We start from the raw sequence: 20,020 nt of genomic DNA on the forward strand, positions 1-20,020 counted from the left end.
CGGACTTTGCGACGCTTAAGTGCTCTGGCGAGCGAATCTTCAGAAGTTTCCAAGCATTCAGCGAAATCCGCTTTCGGAGAGCAATCTTGACTGACGATATTTCACTGCCGGTTTTTGCGCTTGAGCGCGGGACCCTTCCCATGCTGGTGTCGATTCCTCATCTTGGAAGGGAGATTCCTTCCGAAATATCAGCAAGCATGTCCGCGGTCGCCGCTAATAACGACGATTGCGATTGGCACTTGGACAGGCTGTATGCCTTTGTCAAAGAACTGGGTGCGTCGGTGATCACACCAACCTGCTCGCGCTATGTGATCGATCTTAATAGGCCGCCCGACGGACAAAACTTATATCCGGGGCAAAAGACGACGGGTTTGGTCCCGGTCGATACGTTTGATGAAAAACCTCTTTATCCCGACGGACGTGCACGTCCCAAGAGGAGGTCGCCCGGAGACGCGAGAAATATTGGAAGCCTTATCACGAGGCGCTGATGCAAGAGTTGGCGCGTCTAAGAGAAGTGCATGGGGGCGCATTGCTTTGGGATGCCCATTCGATACGCTCCCGGGTGCCGCGCCTTTTCAATGGCGTTCTTCCTGACTTCAACTGGGGCACCGGCGGTGGGAGCAGTGCAGCGCCCGGACTCGCAGAAAACCTCGCCCGGATCGTCCACCTGGATGGCAGATATTCCGCCGTTGCAAATGGTCGCTTTACCGGGGGCTACATCACACGCCAATACGGGCGACCGGAACAGAACGTCCATGCTGTGCAACTTGAGCTTTCACAACGCAATTACATGGAAGAGCAGATGCCGTATCGGTACGACGATGATTGTGCGGAAATGATCCAGCCGCTTCTACAGAACCTTATAAGGGCGGCACTGGATTTTGTCACGGGTGAAGAGTGGAGTAAGTAGGATCGTCATGCGACGGACTGCTTTCTTTAGCAACTGTGTTTTCTAACCACTGTAGGACAACGCTGCAAGACCATGGTGGCGGCGCTGGCGTGTGAACTCCGCCAAACTGATCGTCCCGAAGTCAGATAGTCGTCGATTCGGCTACCGTAGTCCAATAAAGAACGTTCGAACATCTGTCTCGGAGCGCTTATTCCGGAATGAGCGCCAACACATCTTTCAGAAGTTGACGAGGTACAGCTATGCCGTTGGTCTCGCTTCGAAGCCGCGAGTCGAATCGTCGTTGTGAAGGTAACCGCGCGCCCTGGTCAACAATGCCGGCAAAAAGAGCTTCTGCTCTTTCCAGGTCGTTGGCGCTGTCACCACTGGAAAACATCGGCGGACTGAAGGCGAGAATCAACTCGCCATGGCAGGGAGTCGCGCCAGCGCCTTGATCGAAAGCCATTGATTCCGACGAGGTCAGGTCGCCAATGAGCGGCCCGGCCAGCAGTTCGACCATCGCGGATAGTCCTGAGCCTTTGTGGCCGCCGAACGTCATCATTGCACCACGCATGGCTGCGGTGGGATCGTCAGTGGGCTTGCCGTTTTCGTCTATCGCCCAGTCCGTAGGAATCTGCTTGCCCGCGCGCCGGTGCAGCTCGATATCGCCACGCGCGACCGCACTTGTCGCGAAGTCGAACACATAAGGAAAGCGCCCCGTCCGAGGCCACGCGAACGCAACCGGGTTGGTGCCGAAAAGTGGTTTCGTGCCTCCCGCCGGGGCTACCCAACTATGGCTCGGCGTCATTGCCAACGCAGCCAGGCCTTCGCTGGCAAGGAACTCAACCTCTGGCCACAACGCGGAGAAGTGGAAGCAGTTGTTGATTGCAAGCGCTGCTATCCCGGTCTGCCTGGCTTTTTGAACAAGCACTCGGCTACCCATTTCAAACGCCAGCTGGGAATAACCAAAGTTGGCATTCACACGTACGAGCGCCGGTGAAACGTCGGTCAATTCGGGCCGTGCATCTGGAACCACCTTGCCGTTGCGCAGCGTATTCACGCACACGATCAGTCGATAGATCCCGTGAGACTGACAATCGTCCCGCTGCCCGGCGGCGACCACTTTTGCGACTGCGCGGGCGTGGTCGGGCGCCATCCCGTTCGCGAGAAGGACTCGATTCGACAGATCGAGAAGCTCGGAGAAACTGAAGTATGCGATGTCGTCCATTGCTGGTCCACTAGTCGTTCCTGCGCTCAAAGAATGTTTTTGAAGAATATTGGATACGATATTCAATTGAGGATATTACACCTTGATGCCGTTTGCCAAGGCATTAAAGACTGGCATGAAAGTGCACGGCACGCACCTATGTGCGATCTGCCAACGGAAACCCGAGAGAAAGCACTTGGTAAAAAACGCTTGACCTCTTATATTGGATCCAAGATATTGAACGCAATTGCAGGTGGCGCGCATCTTTTGTCTAACTGATCCCGAGGAGATTGTCGTGAAGTTGAAGCTGTTGGGATTGACTGTGCTGATGGCATCTTCCGCCGCCAGCCACGCGCAAAGTTCGGTCACGCTCTACGGTATCGTGGACGATGGAATTACCTTCACTAACAATCAGGGCGGCCACCACAACTATCAGGCGTCCAACGGCGCTTTAGGCAGCAGCAAGTGGGGCTTCCTGATCAACGAGGACCTTGGAGGCGGCTACAGCGCGATCGCACGCCTGGAAAATGGTTTCGATGTGAACACCGGGAAATTCAACAACGGTGGACGCGAATTCGGACGGCAGGCGTATGTTGGCATCGGCAGCCCTTTCGGGTCGGTTCTCCTCGGTCGTCAATACGACCTCGTGCTTGATTCGCTGCTTCCTCTGTCAGGAGCGCTGAAGTTCTCCGGCATCCTCGGCACGCACGCGGCCGATGTGGACAACATGTGGGGCGATTATTCGCTCAGTAACTCGATCAAATATTTATCGCCGGTATATGGCGGCGTCAGGCTGTCGGCGTTGCTGAGTCTTGGCGGTGTAGCAGGAAACTTTGCCAACGGGCGCAAGGAATCTGTGAGCTTGAGTTACGCATACAACGCACTGAGCGCCAGCGCCGTGTTTTCGCGCGTCAGGAACCCGGGCACGTCGATCTACGATGCAACCGCCGAACCCGTAACAGGCGCTGCGTTTGCGAATCCGATCACGAATCCCACCTTCAGCGGGTACACATCGGCGCAAACGCTGCAGGTCGCGGGCGCGGGTGTCAACTACAAGATCGGATCGGCGCAACTCGGATTCATTTATACGAACACGCGTTTCGATGACGTAGTCCGCACCTCGACGACCCCTTTTTCCGGGACGGCGACATTCAACAATTTCGAAGCGCTGGGCACCTATAACTTGACGCCCGCCTGGCTGATGGGCTTGAGTTATGACTATACGAAAGCCGAGACGGCGAAGTACGGCCAGGTGAACTTTGGCACGGAGTATTCGATCTCCAAGCGCACGCTGTTCTATGCAATCTCGGTTTGGGAGCACGCCATTGGCATTGACTCCACAGGCAACCGGGCGGTCGCGGCGTTGTCGTTCCTCACGCCATCGACCACAGCCAATCAGGTCGCCGTGCGCGTCGGCGTTCGTCACGCATTTTAGTCCAGGGTCGTTTTCCGATTCGACTATCGGCGACGCCGGGCCAAGAGCGTACTCATCGCCTGATCCGCTTTCGAGGCTAATCCCGTTCAGCGGAGTGTTTGCGATTCAAGCATTGGACTCTGATCTAACGCCTGACGTCCGCTGCTGCGCAGGCGGCAGCAATTTCCCTTACGCGGAGTTTTTATGTCACCTATAGCAGCGCGCCTGGAACGGCTTCCGTTCAGCCGCTTTCATTTCACATTGCTCATCATGGGCGGCCTGGGATTCATGTTCGAGGCCGTCGATGCCGGCATCATCGCCTTCATCCTTCCGGTGGTGCGTACCAAGTGGCATCTCACCAGTTTTGAAACAGGAATTCTCGGCAGCAGCACCTATGTGGGCTTCCTCATAGGCGCTCTTTTTGCCGGCTTGCTCGGAGACAGGGTCGGCCGGAAAGTTGTGATGATGTGGGCGTTGACCTTCTTTTGCGTGCTGACGTTCGCCAACGCATTCGTCAATGACTGGCACACGTTTGCCGTATTGCGGGCAATCTCAGGGATCGGCATGGGCGCCGAAGGCGCGATCATCGCCCCGTTTCTCGTGGAGTTCGTGAGCAACCGCTACCGTGGCGCCTTCACGGGTGCACTCGCCGGGTTTTTCTCGTTCGGGTTCGTTGCCGCGGCGTTGATCGGCTATTTCGTGATCCCCTTGAGCCCTGAAGGATGGCGTTACGCGCTGGTGGTGGTTTCGCTGCCGGTGATCGTCTTGCTGTGGTGGCGCCGGTCGTTGCACGAGTCGCCGCGCTGGCTGGAAATGCGTGGCCGACACGGCGAAGCCGCGGCCGTCGTCGCAGATATTGAACGCCGGATCGAGCGCACGGGCGTCACGCTTCCCCCGGTCGTTCCCGTCCCTGGCTATGTTTTTGAAATGCGGGAAACAGGTTCGTTTTTCAGTAACCTGAAACTCCTGTGGAGACCGCCTCTCGCGAAGACGACCGCTATGTCGTGGTGTTTGTGGCTCGCGGTCACTTTCTGCTCGTATGCTTTCTTCGTCTGGATTCCAAGCCTGCTCGTGGCGCGCGGAATGACCATCACGAAAAGCTTTTCGGTGTCGATCCTGATCTATCTGGCGCAGATTCCGGGCTACTATTCGTCTGCTTTCTTTTGCGAGAAGATCGGCCGGAAGGCAACCATCGTTACGTATATGGCGCTCGCGTGCATTGCCGGAATCTGGTTGGCATACGCGCAAGGCGATACCGCTGTTGTGGCGGCATCGATCTTCATGTCGTTCGCCATGAATGGCGTGAACGCTGGCGAGTATGCATACACCCCAGAGGTATTTCCGACCCATCTCAGGGCCACCGGAATGGGAACGGCATCGGCGTTCGGCCGGATCGGCGCTATCTGTTCGCCAATGCTGGTGGGCTATGTTTTTCCGATCTGGGGATTTGCCGGGGTGTTTGGAATGACGACCGGCATATTGCTGATCGGAGCCCTTGCAGTCATCTTCCTGGGCATCTCGACAAGTGGCAAAACGCTCGAGCAGATCACGGCCGACGAATACGGAGACGACCGTGATCCGGCCGCAGGGCTCCCGCACACAAAGGCCAGGATCTGAACATGTCCAGCGATCGCCCAACAGGAATTTTCAGTTCGCTAGCGTTGTCGCTGCACCGGAACGAGCCAGCCGATTCGTTCTGGAAAAAGCTGGATGGCGAGCTGCAGGACATCTTCGGTCATAAGTTGTTCACCGTACTCGCTTATGACGTTTCAAGCCGCCTGCTGTGCCGCGTGTACAGCACGCAGTTGGACATCAACCCCGTTGGTGGAATAAAGCGCGTGACGGACAGTCGATGGACCAGGCATGTGCTTGAAGAAGGGAAAGTATTTCGCGGCGAAACGCGCGAGGACATAAAGGCGGTATTTTCCGACTACGAGGTGTTGTGGTCGATAGGCTGCGAGAGTGTGTTGAACATTCCGGTCGTCAAGCGAGGAATGGTCGTTGGCTCGCTTAATCTGCTCAGTGGCGCCGGGCACTACAACGAAGCGCGTATCGAACTCGCGTATGTATTCGCGCAACTTGCGGTCTCGCCTTTGGAAGCGTGCCGCGACATCCTTCAGCTCGACAGTACGGACACGCGCGGTCTGGAAAGCGTTTAATTGAGTTACCAGTCCGGCACACAGCCCGACAACCGGCCCGATACCCAGATCGCATATAAGATTGCCGAGAGCCTGTTGTTCGATTCCATCTTCGGCTGGAGTAATCAAGCATGACCGAAACAGTAACGTTGGGATTCGTCGGGAGTGGCGACATTACGCACGCCATCGTTACCGGCATTTTTGCGCAGGCGCGGGAACGCTATGAAGTCTGGCTTTCCCCGCGCAATGCGCACATTTCCAAAGAACTGGCTGATCGATATCCCGGTGTTCATGTGGCTCGGGACAATCAGCATGTCGTCGATCAGGCGGAGATCGTGTTTCTCGCAGTTCGACCGCAAATAGCGTCCGAGGTGCTGGGCACGCTGAGTTTCAACCCTGATCAGTACGCGGTGAGTCTCATTGCCGGATATGGAACCGAAAAGGTGCGAGATTCGTTGCGCAAAGCGCCCGGGCGGATCGTGCGGGCGCTGCCGCTGCCAATGGTCGCACAAGCCGCAAGTCAAACGGTTCTCTACCCCAAGGAGGCACGCGTGCGCGACATCTTCGATTCAATCGGCGGCTCGCTCGGCGTCGCCTCGGAAGACCAGTTCGACACCATGCTGGCGTTGAGCGCAAGCATGGGTCTCTTCTTTGCGACGGCTCACGCGCAGAGTAGTTGGGCGTGCCGCAGAGGTGTGGACTACGAGGTTGCGCGTTCTTATCTCATGTCGCTATGCAAGGGCCTCGCCAGTGCGGCGCTGCTCGGCGACATTCCGCTCGACGCACTATCGCAGCAGTATTCGACTGGCGGGGGCATCAATGAGCAGGTCGTGTCGCTGATGACGCATGCCGGATTGTTCGAGAATATCGACGCGGCTTATGACAGCATTGAACAGCGGCTTGTCGCGACACGCGAGCCCAATCGGCGCTTGTAAATCATCGACCCGGTTTGTCGAATCGACGGGAGCAAAAGCATTGGCTTGGTCTCCGGAGGACGTGAATTGGCGCGCCGGTGAATTACGGATGCCTGATGATTCCTGTGCCTGGTCATTGCCCTGGAAATCAGGTTGCAAACCAGGTGTCGTTGAGTCGATAACCCTCTGGATAAGGATCCTCGGGATCGACCCCGTAATACGAAATACCCGTGAGCCAGGCGCGGCCACTGACGTTCGGCAGGACAGCGGGGGTCTGGCCGACCATCGTTTCTGCATCGATGCGGCAAAGAAACTCGGTGTCGATGATCGACTGGTGGCGAAACGTCTGGCCGACGGCGAGTTCGCCAGCTGCACCCAGCAAGGCCATGCGTGCCGAACTTCCCGTACCGCAAGGACTCCGGTCGAGGCGCCCAGGCGACACCACGACGGCGTTCCTAGAGACGACTTCATCGCCTCGATGTTCGACCGGGCCTGCAAAAAGCGTCTGGTTGATGGTGTGAATGCCGGGGTTTTCCGGATGTATCGAAGGTAATTGCGCGGCCGCGGCGAGCTTGATCTGCTCGCCTGCCTCGACTAGCGAGCGCGCCTCGGACCTGTCGAGCATGAAGCCGAGGGCTTTTGCGTCGACGATCACGTAGATCATGCCGCCGTAGGACACATCGACCGTGAGCGTGCCGAAGCCAGGCACTTCGACAGCGGCTTTGCGATGCATCACGAAGGACGGAACATTGGCAAACGAGACCCGGCGGCACTTGCCGTTCGCGCACTCGGCCTGGACGCGCACGAGCCCGGCCGGCGTATCGACGACCAGCGTGGTAACGGGCTCATGCATGGCAACGATGCCCGTTTCGAGCGCGACGGTGACGGTGCACATCAGGTTCGAGCCGGACATCGCCGGGTAATAGTCGGCTTCGATCACGATCATGCCGAAATCGGCTTCGGCGTCGATGGGTGGCGTGATGAGGTTGACGGCAGCGTTGACGCTTCCGCGCGGATCCGAGAGCAGCATGCCGCGAAGCCAGTCTTTTTCGGCAATCAGGGTCTGCTGGCATTCGAACATGGTGCCGGCGCGAGGGCTCAGGACACCACCCGTAATCACACGTCCTACCTCGCCTTCCGCATGAGCGCCGACGACGGTCACGTTCCGTTCCAGTTTCATGCTGCCTTCCTTGAGCGATGAAGCCGCGATGCAGGCGCGGCTGACAGCCGAGCCACTGGCCGATGGCAGCGTCGAGGCCGCGAGCTCAGCACAGGGTGTTCTTGAAAAAGCGTCCGTCCTTCATGATGACATCGAGATTGACGCCTTGCTGATTGAACGTGGTGGCGTCGCTCGCGGGGTCCCCGTTGACGACGAGAATATCGGCACGGGCGCCGGCCGTGATCTCGCCGATCCTGCCCTTTTGCATCATCATGTCGGCGTTGATGCTCGTAGCCGAGATCAGCGTGTCCACCGGGTCCTCTACACGCGATCGCAGCATGAACTCCTCACCCTGGTAGTTGTGCAGTTTCAGGCCGAGGATATCGGTGCCGAAACCGATTTTCGTTTTGCAGCGCCGCGCAATGTCGAGTGCCTCGATACCCTTGTCCCGTACCTGCCGGATCTTGCGCATGCTTTCCGCAGGCGAGCCCAGCTCGGCGCCAAAGCGCACGAGGGTGTCGGAGGAAACGAGTGTCGGCACGAGAAACGCATTCAGTTCCCTCATTCGGATGGCTGCGCTTTCGTCGAGAAGATTGCCGTGCTCGATACTGCGAATGCCGCACTCGATCGCGCGGATGATCGCGCGTGGTGTGTACGCGTGCCCCATGACATAGGTGTTCCAGGCCTCGGCCTCTTCCACGATAGCGCGCAGTTCATCGAGTGAATACTGTGTGTTCTCGATGGGATCGGTCGGCGACGCCGCCCCGCCAGAGGCCATGACCTTGATATGAGTCGCGCCCATGCGCAGTTCATCGCGCGCGGCATGCCGTACGTCGGGTACGCCGTCCGCAATGCGCCCGAGAATGCTGCCCTGTGACAGCCCGTGACAGGCGCAGCCGAAACTCATCGGGGCGCGCATGTCCGCGTGTCCGCCCGTCTGTGTGAGCGCGGCGCCCGCCACGTACATTCGCGGACCGTCGATAAAACCCTGCTCGATGGCGGCGGCAAATCCCGCATCGGCACCGCCGGCGTCCCGGATGGTTGTGAACCCTCTTGCCAGCATGCCTTCGAGGACGTGGCGGCTCTGCGCGTAAAGCAGCGATTTTTGAATCTTGTCGAGGCTTGCGAGATCCACGTCCGTTGCCAGAATATGGACATGGGCGTCGATGAGTCCGGGCATCAGCGTCCTCGCGCCGCAATCGATGGCGATGTCGCCCTGGACAGATGGCTCGCCTTCGAACACTTCGCGAATGAATGCGTCCTCGACGATCACGCCCATGCCCGCACGGATGTCCCGTGACAGGCCGTCGAACAGTCTTGCATTCCTGAGCACGGTAATTGTCATTGCTTTTTCCTTGATGAACCCGTGATCCAAAGCTTGCTGCTGATCTGATCCGCGACCGGGGTCCTATAGTTAAAGCAGAGGTTTGTGAGCGGTTTCCTTCAAGGTCAGTACTGTTATCGTCGACATGACGGCAGCCACGATCACGTAGAACGCCGGCGAAAGGGGAGAGCCGGTTGCCTTGATGAGCCAGATCGCAATGAACGGGGCGAATCCGCCAAAGATAGCGTTAGCAATGCCATAGCCTATCGACATCCAGGTCGTGCGCATCTTCGTCGGGAAGATCTCGGACAGCGCGGCCGGTGCCACACCCGAAAATATGCCGATGAGAATGCCGCTTCCCAACTGGATGACCGCAACGAGCAGCGCGGATTTGGTCGCCAGCATCCAGGCAAAGAGCGGGTAGGGCAAGACAATGAACGCGAGACAGCCGAGCAGCAACAGCGGCTTGCGCCCCACCTTGTCCGACAGCGCACCCCAGAAAGGAATGGCGAGCGTCATCAGAAGCAATCCGCCGGTGTTCCACCAAAGCGATGCGGAAGCACTGAGTCCCACGTACTTCTGCACGAAACTCGGCAGGTAATTGAGAATCACATAAAGCGATACGGTCCACACCATCACCAGGCCGCATGCCTGAAGCGCCATGGGCAGCGGCGAACGCGTGTCGGGTTCGACGGCAGCGTCATGCGCCGCCTCGAAAAGCGGTGACTCCTCACTCTTGCGGCGGATATACCAGCCGATCGGCCCAATAATCAGTGCGCCCGCGATGAACGGGACACGCCAACCCCAGTCCACCATGCCTTGCGGCGATATCCACGTCGACATCAAGGCTGCCGCGCCGGAGCCAAGCAGGCTGCCGCCAATCGTGCTGCACTGCTGGAAGCTGCCGTACAGACCGCGCTTGCCCTTGGGCGCCCATTCGACCAGAAAGGCAATCGCGTTACCCAGTTCTCCGCCGACCGAGAATCCCTGAAGGAGTCTCGCGAGCACGAGGAGAATGGGCGCGAGAATGCCAATTGACGCGTACGACGGAATCAGCGCCATCAGGAGGGTTCCAAGCGCCATCAAGGGCATGACGAACGAGAGCGTCCACTTGCGGCCTTTGCGATCGCCCAGCCAGCCAAAGACGATCGCGCCGAGTGGCCGGGAAGCGAAGCCAAGTCCGTACGCGCCGAAGGTGCCGAGCATGGCGACGAAATCATCGCCCGCCGGAAACATGCTCTTGGAAATCGACGTAGCGAGAAAAGCATACGTCGCAAAGTCGAACCACTCGAGAACGTTGCCAACAATGGCGGCCCGCACGGCGCGCATTGACTGCGCTCTGGTTCTGGCACCGGCGTAAGCATTCGGCGCCGATGACAACCCTTGCGCGCCTATTTCGTTTCCCATGCTCATGAGACCTCCCGTATTGGTTCGAACATTTCATGTATCAAGAATTGGATCCAGAATATTGAGTGCATAAAAAATAGTCAATGCTCGCTTGTACGAAATATCGCGGCGGCTGCGCTCGATTGCGATAGTCTCGGGGGCGCACGCCATCGGCGAGTCGGCGAAGCACGGCTAAAAGTGGTGCGAGATTAAAGAACACGCTTCTGCAAGCGCTCTTAAAACACTTGACACGTATCGCCGAGAACGCCATGATAATTTTATGAGCGGATATTGGATACAATATGTTTGTTCGAAGTACGGCATGTTCTTATCGGATCACGCCTGCGTTCTGTGCGAACAATGCGGTGATGTCGAAGGCGTGATGACCGCGCCGCGCCTGCGTGAGCGTTCACGACACTCCTGATTCCGAGCGGCTGCTACTAATCGATCAAGCAATGACAAACCAGACTACCTGTAATGCAAGCACGCCTGACGTCCTCGTGGTAGGTGCGGGCGTTGTCGGACTGGCTTGCGCGTGGTCTGCGCTGAGGGAAGGGCTGACCGTTACGATCGTCGATCGCGATTTCGACGGAGACCGCGCCTCGCACGGCAATGCCGGGGGCATAGCGACAAGTGAAAGCACGCCCATTTCGGTGCCCGGGCTTTTCTTGAAGGCGACGAAATGGATGCTGGATCCGTTGGGGCCGTTGTCCCTTGATTGGAGGCATGTACCCAGTGCTCTTCCGTGGTTCATCGAATTCAGGCGCGCAAGCAATCTCGATAGATTCAGGCAGATTTCGCTGGCGCTTGCGGCACTCAACAATCGCGTCTACGACGATCTGATTCCGCTATTCGAGGACGTTGGCGCAATGAGCACGTTTTACCGTCGTGGCGCGATAACCTTGTATGAAACCGACAAAGCGTTCCGGGCGGATGCGACCGAGTGGAAGCTCAAGCAGGAACTCGGCGTGCGCTGGCGCGCGTTAAATCAGCGGGAAGTTCAAGAACTCGAGCCTGCGCTCGCACCCGTATTCAAGCACGGTGTGTTCCTCGCAGACTGGTCGCATATTGGAGATCCGAGGCAACTGGTCTCGCAGATCAGGACACGGGTCAAAGCGCTGGGAGCCCGACTGGTTCAAGGCGTGGTGGCCGGACTGGACGCGAACGATCGCGACACCCCATCGGCAGTGCTCAATACGGGCGCGACAATCGCCGCGCGGCAGATTGTGGTCGCGGCCGGAGCATGGTCGGCGTCGCTCGCGGAGTCCATCGGCGACACGGTGCTGCTCGAAAGCGAACGCGGATACAACACGACTTTGCCGCAGCCGGGCGTCGGCTTGTCACGGGAAGTGATCTTTGCCGAACGCAAGTTCGTGGCAACACCGCTTGATATCGGCATCCGGATTGGCGGCGCCGCGGAATTCGCCGGATTGAAGGCGCAGCCCAATTACAAGCGTAGCGAGGCGCTGCTTGAATTGGGAAAACGGTTCCTGCCCGGGATCCAGGACCACGGCGCGGTTCAGTGGATGGGACATCGGCCCGCAACGCCAGACTCGCTCCCGGTCATTGGCAAATCGCCCTCCGCGGCTGCGGTGATCTATGCATTTGGTCATGGGCATCTTGGTCTTACACAGTCCGCAACGACTGGCGCGTTGGTAGCGGATCTGCTGGTCAACAGGACGCCCGGCACGCCGCTCGGCGCGTATTCCATCGAGCGATTCCGCAAATAAGCGCGGCGTGCCGGCGACAGTGTTTACCGCCGCGCAGTCCGCTAGATGTTTTTATATTCATTCCCGGAGGTTTGACATGAAAGTTGATTGGAAGGGTGTTTTCCCCGCAGTGACGACGAAGCTGAAGGATGATGGATCGCTTGACCAGGAAGCCATCAAGGCCGGTCTGAACCGCCTTATCGACAATGGCGTAGGCGGCGTGGTGATGATGGGCATGGTTGGCGAAAACGCCCAGCTCACGCCGGAAGAAAAGCGTACCGTCCTCAAGATTGCGGTTGAAACCGTGAACGGCCGGGTTCCGGTCGTATCGGGTCTCGCTGAAACGAATACCGCCAGCGCGACGCAGTTTGCGAAGGATGCCGAAGCAATCGGCGTACAGGGCCTGATGGTCTTCCCCGGCCTCACCTACAAGTCCGATGATCGCGAAACAGTCGAGTTCTATCGTTCGGTGGCGCGCTCGACCCATCTTGGCATCATGATCTACAACAACCCGCGCGGCTACGGCGTCGACATGCGCCCGGATCTGCTGGAGCAGTTGAAGGACGAAGCCAATATTGTCGCTGTGAAGGAAGAAACCTACGACACAACGCGCGTGACCGATATCTACAACCAGTTCGGCGACCGCTTTGTTGTGTTCTGCGGGGTTGACGATCTGGTACTGGAGTCGGTTGCGCTTGGCGTGACGGGCTGGGTGTCGGGCATGGCCAACGCGGTGCCGAAGGAATCCGTGGAGTTATTGGATCTGGCGGTGAAAGGCGAATTTGAAAAAGCCCGCAAGCTGTACCGCGTGCTGACACCATTGTTCCATCTCGATGTGCACGTCAAGCTGGTTCAGTACATCAAGCTTGCTGAAAACATGACTTCCGGATATTCGGAGAACGTCAAGGCGCCGCGCCTCAAGCTCGAAGGCGATGAGCGCCAGAAAGTGATCGCCATTGTGGAAAAGACCATGAAGGACCTGAAAGCGTTATCTTAGGCATTTTTCCGACAAGCGAAATGGAAGCGATCGGGAGTTGGCGATAGAGACAGATTGGACAGGCGAGGGGCGTACCGTTCATCGACCCCTGTGTTTCGGGGTGCAACCGGCTATGCCTCGCGGAAATCGCAATGACTGTCTGGACTCGTCGCCAATAGAGCCGGTAAGCGCTTGAGAGCATTCGAGGTCATTCATGAGAAGCAAGTTTTTTTGCATCGATGGCCACACTTGTGGCAATCCCGTACGCGTGGTAGCGGGCGGAGCACCCATGCTCCAGGGCGCGAACATGATCGAGCGCCGCGCCTGTTTCGAGCACGAGTTCGACTGGATCCGGACCGCCCTGATGTTTGAACCGCGTGGTCACGAGGTCATGTCCGGTTCCATTCTGTATCCGTCGACGCGGCCGGATTGCGACATTGCGATCCTGTTCATTGAAGTAAGCGGCTGCTTGCCCATGTGCGGGCATGGCACCATAGGCACGGTCACCACCGCGATCGAGAACGGGCTGGTGCGTCCCCGTGAGCCGGGCGTCGTCCGGCTCGATACGCCCGCGGGTCTCGTGGTCGCCCGCTACAAGCTGGACGGCGACCACGTGGCTTCGGTGCAGTTGATCAACGTTCCGTCGTATCTCCACTCGACTGCTTTGAGCGTTGATGTGGAAGGGCTTGGCGAGATCCGCTTCGATGTCGCGTATGGGGGAAATTTCTACGCGATTGTCGAGCCGCAGGAAAATTTCGCCGACATGCGTACGTTGCGGCCAGGCGATATCCAGCGGCTTAGTCCGATTCTGCGCAAGAAGGCCAACGAGAAATATTCGTTCGTTCATCCGGAGCAACCCGAGATCCACGGCTTGAGTCATGTGATGTGGTGCGGCGAACCGACGGTCGCCGGCGCAAGCGCACGCAATGCCGTGTTCTATGGCGACAAGGCCATCGATCGATCGCCTTGCGGAACCGGCACGTCCGCCCGCATGGCGCAGCTCGTGGCCAAGGGCAAGCTGAAGCTCGGGGAGACGTTTGTCCACGAGAGCATTATCGGCACGCTGTTCAATGGCGTGGCTACACAAGCAACGAAGGTCGGCGAGTATGACGCGATCATTCCAAGCGTTGAAGGCTGGGCTCGGGTCACGGGTTTCAATACGATCTTCGTCGATGACCGGGATCCGCTTGCGAAAGGCTTTTTGCTCAAATGATATCCACAGCGCTGCGTTCGCCAGGAACTCAGCGGTCATATTTCACTGGGACAGGGAATGATCATTCTGAAAAACGCGCGGGTTCTGGATGCGAATCACGAATCCGACCTAAGTCTTTATTCAATTGTGATCGAGGGAAATCTGATCACGGACGTGTCGCGTGAACCGGTTTCGCAACCGGGGGCCGATATTATCGATGTAGCCGGCCGCACCGTCATGCCTGGATTAATAGACTGCCATGCGCATGTGATTGCGTCGGTGGCTCATCTCGGATCGAACAGCCGCTTGCCCAATACCTTCGCTGTCCTGAAGGCGGTTCCCATCCTTGAAGGCATGCTCAATCGCGGGTTCACCACCGTGCGCGACGCGGGCGGTGCGGATTACGCACTCGCAAAAGCGATTGACGAAGGCGTCATAGCGGGTCCCCGCTTGTTCATTGCCGGGAAGGCGTTGTCCCAGACGGGCGGACACGGCGACTTCCGCGAACGATTCGACAACTCCGACCCGGATCCGTGCGGCTGCAGCCGCAACCTTGGCGCGATTGGCCGGATCGTGGATGGCGTCGACGAGATGCGCAAAGCAGTGAGGGAGGAAATGCGCGCAGGCGCCAATCACGTCAAGATCATGGCGTCGGGGGGCGTGGCGTCACCAACGGATCCCATCGGCAATTTTCAGTTTTCCGTCGATGAAATCAAGGCCGCCGTCGAAGAGGCCCATTCGCATCAAACCTACGTGATGGCGCATGCCTACACCGGCGCCGCGATCAGGCGCGTGGTCGAGCTGGGCGTTCGCACGATCGAGCATGGAAATCTGATTGACGACGAAGCCGCGGCTGTCATGGCGAAGCACAACGCTTACGCGGTGCCGACGCTAGTGACGTACGACGCGATGAGCAAGGTCGGCGCCCGGGCAGGAGTATCCGAGAGTGCGTTGAAGAAAAATGAAGACGTGCGCACGCAGGGCTTGCGAGCGCTCGGTATTCTCAAGCGCCATGGGGTCAAAATCGGTTTGGGAACGGACCTGCTGGGTGACATGCATCAGTTTCAAAGCGATGAATTGTCGATTCGATCGGCTATCGTCGGCGCGTTTGAGACCATTTGCCAGGCCACGAAGATCGGCGCTGAAATTGTCGGAATGGAAGGCAAGCTTGGAATCGTGGCGAAAGGCGCTTTCGCGGACCTGCTGGTTGTGGATGGCGATCCTCTGGACGACATCAGCGTTCTGATTTCGAATCAGGGGGAAGGCATTGCAGGGGTCATGAAAGACGGAGTCTGGATACGCAGCGCGTTCGCATGAATGGCAGATTGGATTTTGGATACGAAAGCCGATCTATGGTACATTCAAGACATCCATTTTCCAACAAGACTGTCCGCAATGACCACGGGAACGCTGAAGAAAAAACCTGCCAGGACAACGGATGTTCCCGATCCTGAATTCGCTGGGCGTCTAACGCGAAAAATCATCCGGCCGACCGCCGTAGAACTCGTTACTGATGAAATCCGCCAGATGATCCTGAGCGGCCGGATTTCGCCCGGCAGTGTTCTCAGGCAGGAAGTCCTTGCTGAGGAACTGGGCGTGAGCAGGGTGCCTGTGCGCGAGGCGATCACGCGGCTTCACTCCGAAGGGTTACTGAACGTGGTACCGCACAAGGGTGCCTACGTTCAGGAGTTGTCGGTTGACGAAGTGCGTGAGACGTTTGACATTCGGCTTCGTCTCGAGCCCTGGGTTTTCTCCGAGGCGATCCCTTTGATCACGGATGCTGAAATCAACCGGGCAGAGCGAATCGTCAAGGACATGGACAAGGCGACGGGCGGAGAATGGGGCTCGTTGAACTGGAAGCTTCATGAGACGCTTTATCGGCCGGCCCGGTGCGAAATCACGCTGCAGATGCTACGTGTATTACACGACAGGTGTGATCGATATTTCCGCTTCCAGGTAGTCAAAGTACCTATTCGGGAGCAGTCTCATACAGAACACATGCATATCATCGACGCGTGCCGCAATCGCGACGTAAAGCTTGGAATCAAGCGGCTTGAGACACATCTGAAAATTGCAAGCCAGCAGATTGTGGGAATTGTCGAAGGTGTAATGGCGAAGGCTGAGAATATCCGCTAGGCAATCGAAAAAAGCGGCTTGATTTCTTCGTTATGTCTCGCGCTGCTAAAACCTGTGCTTTAGCGCCAGGTTGTTCTTTGTGATCTATCTTGATTGCCAGAACGCAGGAACGTCCCGGCAATCAGCGGTTCTTGCGTCCTTTACGCGGCCAGACGGTTCTTGAAAAGCAGCCCCTGTTTCATGATTACATCGAGGTGGCGGCCCTGCTGACCCAGGACTCCAATATCCGCCAGCGGATTTCCGTTGACAACCAGCAAGTCCGCGATGGCCCCAGCCGCCACAACGCCAAGCTCGTGTGCCTTGTTTAAAACCTCCGCTGCGACCGACGTGGCCTGGCAGATTACCTGGTGGTTCGAAAACGCGCGGGTTCGCAGCATGAGTTCTTCGCTCTGGCGCTGATGCATCGTGCCCAGAAGGTCGGAACCATAGGCCATCCTGACCTTGTTTCGTTTGTAGATTTCCAGCGAATCCAGCCCTTTCTGCAGCACGGCAGCATTCTTTACGAGTGAATCCTCTGGAAAGCCCGCTTGCGCACCGTCAGTCCTGCACGCTTCGTATGTGATCAAAGTCGGCACCACGAAGGCGCCTCGATCGGCCATTACCTTCGCGGTTTCGTCGTCGACCAGGTTGCCGTGTTCGATCGTGCGAACCCCGAATTCCACCGCGCGCCTAATTGCCTGAGCCGTATAGGCATGAGCCATGACGTAGGTCTGGTGTTGCCGTGCTTCCGCGACTGCGGCGCGGATCTCGTCCTCGGAGAATTGCAGATTGCCAATCGGATCGCTCGGCGAGGATACGCCTCCAGACGCCATGATCTTGATTTGCGTGGCGCCCTGACGCATTTCCTGCCGAATGGCCCGGCGAATCTCATCGACGCCGTCCACTATGCGGCCGATCGCGCCGTAGTATTGCGAACACGGGCAGTTATCGGGACTGTGGTCTAACCTGACTCTGAAATCCGCGTGGCCACCGGTTTGAGAAATTGCCTTGCCTGAAGTAAAAAGACGCGGGCCTTCCGCAAGTCCTGTTTCCACGGCTTGAGCCAGCGCGTAGTCGGCGCCCCCTGCGTCGCGAACGCTCGTGAAGCCCCGCTCCAGCATGCCACGAAGGATTGGGATGGCGCGGAACAATGCGAAGGCGTTCGGGAGCTTTGCATTCGTTCCAAGGTTTGCCATGCTTGCCATTACGTGGACATGACAGTCGATCAGCCCCGGCATCAAGGTTTTACCTTTTATGTCGAGAACCGTTGCTTCCGAGCTGACGCCAACGTGAGTGTCGACTTCACGAATGACACCGTCTTCAACCAAAACGTCGTACGGTTGGTCGTCTTCATTGTGATTGACGTCGACTATGCGAGCACTTTTAAAAAGAATGAGCATGGTTTCCTTGGTTGCGAATGCGGATTGCCGAGACCCGCAAGGGTGCCTCGACGGACCAATGTGAAGAGATCTGACGCGGCCGGCTTGAATGTAATTGCACCGGTCCGTTGTCTGGAAAACCGGCACTATGCCGGCGGACATAGCCCTTGCAGGTTGCAAACAGAACAGAAGTGCAAGAGGCCGATGACCAATTGAATCCCGGTCCAATCGTAGTCCATGGGGAATCAACAAACAAGCAAGTTCAAAACTTCAGGGCTATGCAGTGAGCAATCAGAAGTCCGTTCAAAATACAAACGTACTGCGGTCCAAATGTACTTGAATTTGGATTTCATTGAAGTCAATATGAGTGCTCGTGATTTCCGGCTAAACGTTTTAGCTGGAGTCCAGTTGGGACTTTCTTGCACGGGTGAGGAACATCAGATGTTGCAGTTGAACGAGCGCGATAACGCGATGTTGAATGGCGAGTTGGGAGAGGGCGCGGCGCGCGCAATGCGTATTGTCAAGCGTACTGCCGAGGTCATGGTCGCGAATCAATTGATCGACATTACGTCGGCCCATATCGACGGTTGCCTTTATCACGGACAGGCAAGCCTTGATTTCGTCGAATTCTTCGTGGGTACGGGTGCGAGGGTTGCGGTGCCCACCACCCTGAACGTCGGTTCGCTGGACCTGATTCATCCTGAGCTCTACCACGGTGACCCTTCTATCCAGCGCGATGCACAAAGGTTGATGGACGCACATCTTCTGCTTGGATGTGAACCGACCTTTACTTGCGCGCCGTATCAAGCGAAAAACCGGCCAGGGAAAGGACAACAGATTGCGTGGGCGGAATCCAATGCGATCGTTTTCGCCAATTCCGTGCTTGGTGCGCGGACCAGCCGTTACGGCGATTTTCTCGACCTGGCGGCTGCCATCACGGGTCGCGCACCGTACGCTGGTCTGCATGTCGAAGCAAACCGCGCGGGACAAATCGTTTTTGAACTGACGGACTTCAGGCGTGTGACTTCGCGCGATATCTACTTTGCAGCGCTTGGGCTCTTTGTCGGAAAGGTCGCGGGTGCATTTGTTCCGGTTATTGTCGGCCTTCCCGAAGACACGACCGAGGACGAATTGAAAGCGCTCGGTGCGGCGGCGGCATCAAGCGGCTCGGTTGCATTGTTTCACGCTGTCGGTATCACGCCGGAAGCGCCGACGCTTGAAGCTGCGCTGCAAAACCGCGCGCCGCTAAAAAGCGTGAGCGTTTCGTTCTCGGACCTCGATGAAATACGAAAAGCGCTCAATGGAGGACGCGAAGGCGATGATCTCGTCGCTGTTTCGCTTGGAACTCCTCATTTCTCTCTGGCTGAGTTTCATCAACTAGGCCATCTGCTCGATCGCCACGAAGGGCGCCCAAAGACTGACTTCTACGTAAATACAAGCCGGTTTATTCTTTGGGAATTGAACGAGATTGGACTGGCAAGAAAATTCGAGGAGCGTGGCATTCAGATCGTCGTCGATACATGCACGTACATCACGCCTGTCATGAAAAAACTGACCGGACTTGTGATGACCAATTCAGGTAAATGGGCGTCGTATGCGCCAGCGAACATCGGCGTCAGTGTCGCATATGGAAGCATGAGCGAATGCGTGCAATCGGCTTTCAAAGGAAAGGTAATTTCCCATGGCTAAGCATCCGCCTGTTTCGGTTTCGGATAGTACCCATCTACAGGCAGGGGAATCTCTGTTTGGCGACGTCCTGATTCCCGGCGTCGCCAGCGCCGACAAAATAGTGCTGGAAAAGCCCTTGAGTTTTTGGGGCGGATATGACTGCAACGCCGCCACGATCATCGACCGGACACATCCACAATGCGGAGAAAGTCTCGCAGGGAAAATCATGATCATGGCGCGCGCCAAAGGTTCCAGTTCCAGCAGCAGCGTACTTGCAGAGGCGATACGAAACGGAACAGGGCCTGTTGGAATCGTGCTTGGGGAACGGGATTTGATCATCGCAATAGGTGCGATTGTCGCGGCTGAGCTCTATGGGCTAGTGGTACCCGTCGTCTGTCTCGCGCCGAATGACTTCGACCGGATTGCGGACTCCAAGGGAGCACTGCGCATCGAGGCGGCTGAAGGGGGCGGCGCGCAGGTTTTTCTCGACGAATGACACACCTTATGAACGGTCGAGCCCACACATTCTTCGCGAGCGCTTAATCTCCTCTCA

General features: G+C 57.4%; 16 protein-coding genes and 1 pseudogene. 12 read left to right on the forward strand and 5 right to left on the reverse strand.

The window, feature by feature from the left end; genetic code table 11:
- Window positions 1-86: 86 nt before the first annotated feature.
- A pseudogene (gene hutG / locus ACRWA7_RS14770) lies at window positions 87-910 on the forward strand (N-formylglutamate deformylase).
- 187 nt (window positions 911-1,097) lie between these two features.
- Here hutG and ACRWA7_RS14775 read toward each other — a convergent pair.
- Window positions 1,098-2,114, reverse strand: coding sequence for an Ldh family oxidoreductase (locus ACRWA7_RS14775; RefSeq protein ID WP_438391628.1), 1,017 nt, complete (start codon window positions 2,112-2,114; stop codon window positions 1,098-1,100).
- Window positions 2,115-2,388: 274 nt separating this feature from the next.
- Between ACRWA7_RS14775 and ACRWA7_RS14780 the strand changes: the two genes are divergently transcribed.
- From ACRWA7_RS14780 to ACRWA7_RS14795, 4 genes are all read left to right on the forward strand, one after another.
- Complete coding sequence (locus ACRWA7_RS14780; protein ID WP_438391629.1) at window positions 2,389-3,528, forward strand: porin; 1,140 nt, start codon at window positions 2,389-2,391, stop codon at window positions 3,526-3,528.
- Window positions 3,529-3,711: 183 nt separating this feature from the next.
- Entirely contained in the window at window positions 3,712-5,124 is a 1,413-nt protein-coding gene (locus ACRWA7_RS14785; protein ID WP_060818183.1) for an MFS transporter, read from the forward strand.
- Window positions 5,125-5,126: 2 nt separating this feature from the next.
- Window positions 5,127-5,666, forward strand: coding sequence for a GAF domain-containing protein (locus tag ACRWA7_RS14790; RefSeq protein ID WP_438391630.1), 540 nt, complete (start codon window positions 5,127-5,129; stop codon window positions 5,664-5,666).
- Window positions 5,667-5,776: 110 nt separating this feature from the next.
- On the forward strand, window positions 5,777-6,580 hold the full coding sequence (locus tag ACRWA7_RS14795) for a pyrroline-5-carboxylate reductase (RefSeq protein WP_060818185.1): 804 nt from the start codon (window positions 5,777-5,779) through the stop codon (window positions 6,578-6,580).
- A gap of 127 nt (window positions 6,581-6,707) precedes the next feature.
- Here the strand turns inward: ACRWA7_RS14795 and ACRWA7_RS14800 are convergent, their stop codons facing one another.
- The 3 genes from ACRWA7_RS14800 to ACRWA7_RS14810 form a co-directional block, all read right to left on the reverse strand.
- Window positions 6,708-7,739, reverse strand: a complete 1,032-nt coding sequence (locus tag ACRWA7_RS14800) for a proline racemase family protein (RefSeq protein ID WP_438391631.1) — start codon at window positions 7,737-7,739, stop codon at window positions 6,708-6,710.
- A gap of 85 nt (window positions 7,740-7,824) precedes the next feature.
- Window positions 7,825-9,063, reverse strand: coding sequence for an amidohydrolase family protein (locus tag ACRWA7_RS14805; RefSeq protein WP_438391632.1), 1,239 nt, complete (start codon window positions 9,061-9,063; stop codon window positions 7,825-7,827).
- A gap of 69 nt (window positions 9,064-9,132) precedes the next feature.
- On the reverse strand, window positions 9,133-10,455 hold the full coding sequence (locus ACRWA7_RS14810; RefSeq protein WP_244163987.1) for an MFS transporter: 1,323 nt from the start codon (window positions 10,453-10,455) through the stop codon (window positions 9,133-9,135).
- Window positions 10,456-10,883: 428 nt separating this feature from the next.
- Between ACRWA7_RS14810 and ACRWA7_RS14815 the strand changes: the two genes are divergently transcribed.
- From ACRWA7_RS14815 to ACRWA7_RS14835, 5 genes are all read left to right on the forward strand, one after another.
- Entirely contained in the window at window positions 10,884-12,158 is a 1,275-nt protein-coding gene (locus tag ACRWA7_RS14815; protein WP_438391633.1) for an NAD(P)/FAD-dependent oxidoreductase, read from the forward strand.
- Window positions 12,159-12,234: 76 nt separating this feature from the next.
- Entirely contained in the window at window positions 12,235-13,134 is a 900-nt protein-coding gene (locus ACRWA7_RS14820; RefSeq protein WP_060818189.1) for a dihydrodipicolinate synthase family protein, read from the forward strand.
- Between the two features lie 193 nt (window positions 13,135-13,327).
- Entirely contained in the window at window positions 13,328-14,326 is a 999-nt protein-coding gene (locus ACRWA7_RS14825; protein ID WP_438391634.1) for a 4-hydroxyproline epimerase, read from the forward strand.
- Between the two features lie 57 nt (window positions 14,327-14,383).
- Entirely contained in the window at window positions 14,384-15,622 is a 1,239-nt protein-coding gene (locus tag ACRWA7_RS14830) for an amidohydrolase family protein (RefSeq protein ID WP_438391635.1), read from the forward strand.
- Window positions 15,623-16,441, forward strand: a complete 819-nt coding sequence (locus tag ACRWA7_RS14835; protein ID WP_341845203.1) for a GntR family transcriptional regulator — start codon at window positions 15,623-15,625, stop codon at window positions 16,439-16,441.
- Between the two features lie 140 nt (window positions 16,442-16,581).
- Here the strand turns inward: ACRWA7_RS14835 and ACRWA7_RS14840 are convergent, their stop codons facing one another.
- On the reverse strand, window positions 16,582-17,820 hold the full coding sequence (locus ACRWA7_RS14840; RefSeq protein ID WP_438391636.1) for an amidohydrolase family protein: 1,239 nt from the start codon (window positions 17,818-17,820) through the stop codon (window positions 16,582-16,584).
- A 420-nt stretch (window positions 17,821-18,240) separates the two neighbouring features.
- Between ACRWA7_RS14840 and ACRWA7_RS14845 the strand changes: the two genes are divergently transcribed.
- Together ACRWA7_RS14845 and ACRWA7_RS14850 are read left to right on the forward strand one after the other, a co-directional pair.
- Window positions 18,241-19,488, forward strand: a complete 1,248-nt coding sequence (locus ACRWA7_RS14845) for an aconitase X (protein ID WP_438392807.1) — start codon at window positions 18,241-18,243, stop codon at window positions 19,486-19,488.
- A complete protein-coding gene (locus ACRWA7_RS14850; protein ID WP_438391637.1) occupies window positions 19,481-19,963 on the forward strand; it encodes an aconitase X swivel domain-containing protein in 483 nt (160 codons plus the stop codon). Before ACRWA7_RS14845 ends, ACRWA7_RS14850 begins: the two co-directional genes overlap by 8 nt.
- Window positions 19,964-20,020: the final 57 nt, after the last annotated feature.

Source organism: Caballeronia sp. DA-9, from assembly GCF_051615025.1.
In the GTDB taxonomy this organism is placed as follows: domain Bacteria; phylum Pseudomonadota; class Gammaproteobacteria; order Burkholderiales; family Burkholderiaceae; genus Caballeronia; species Caballeronia sordidicola.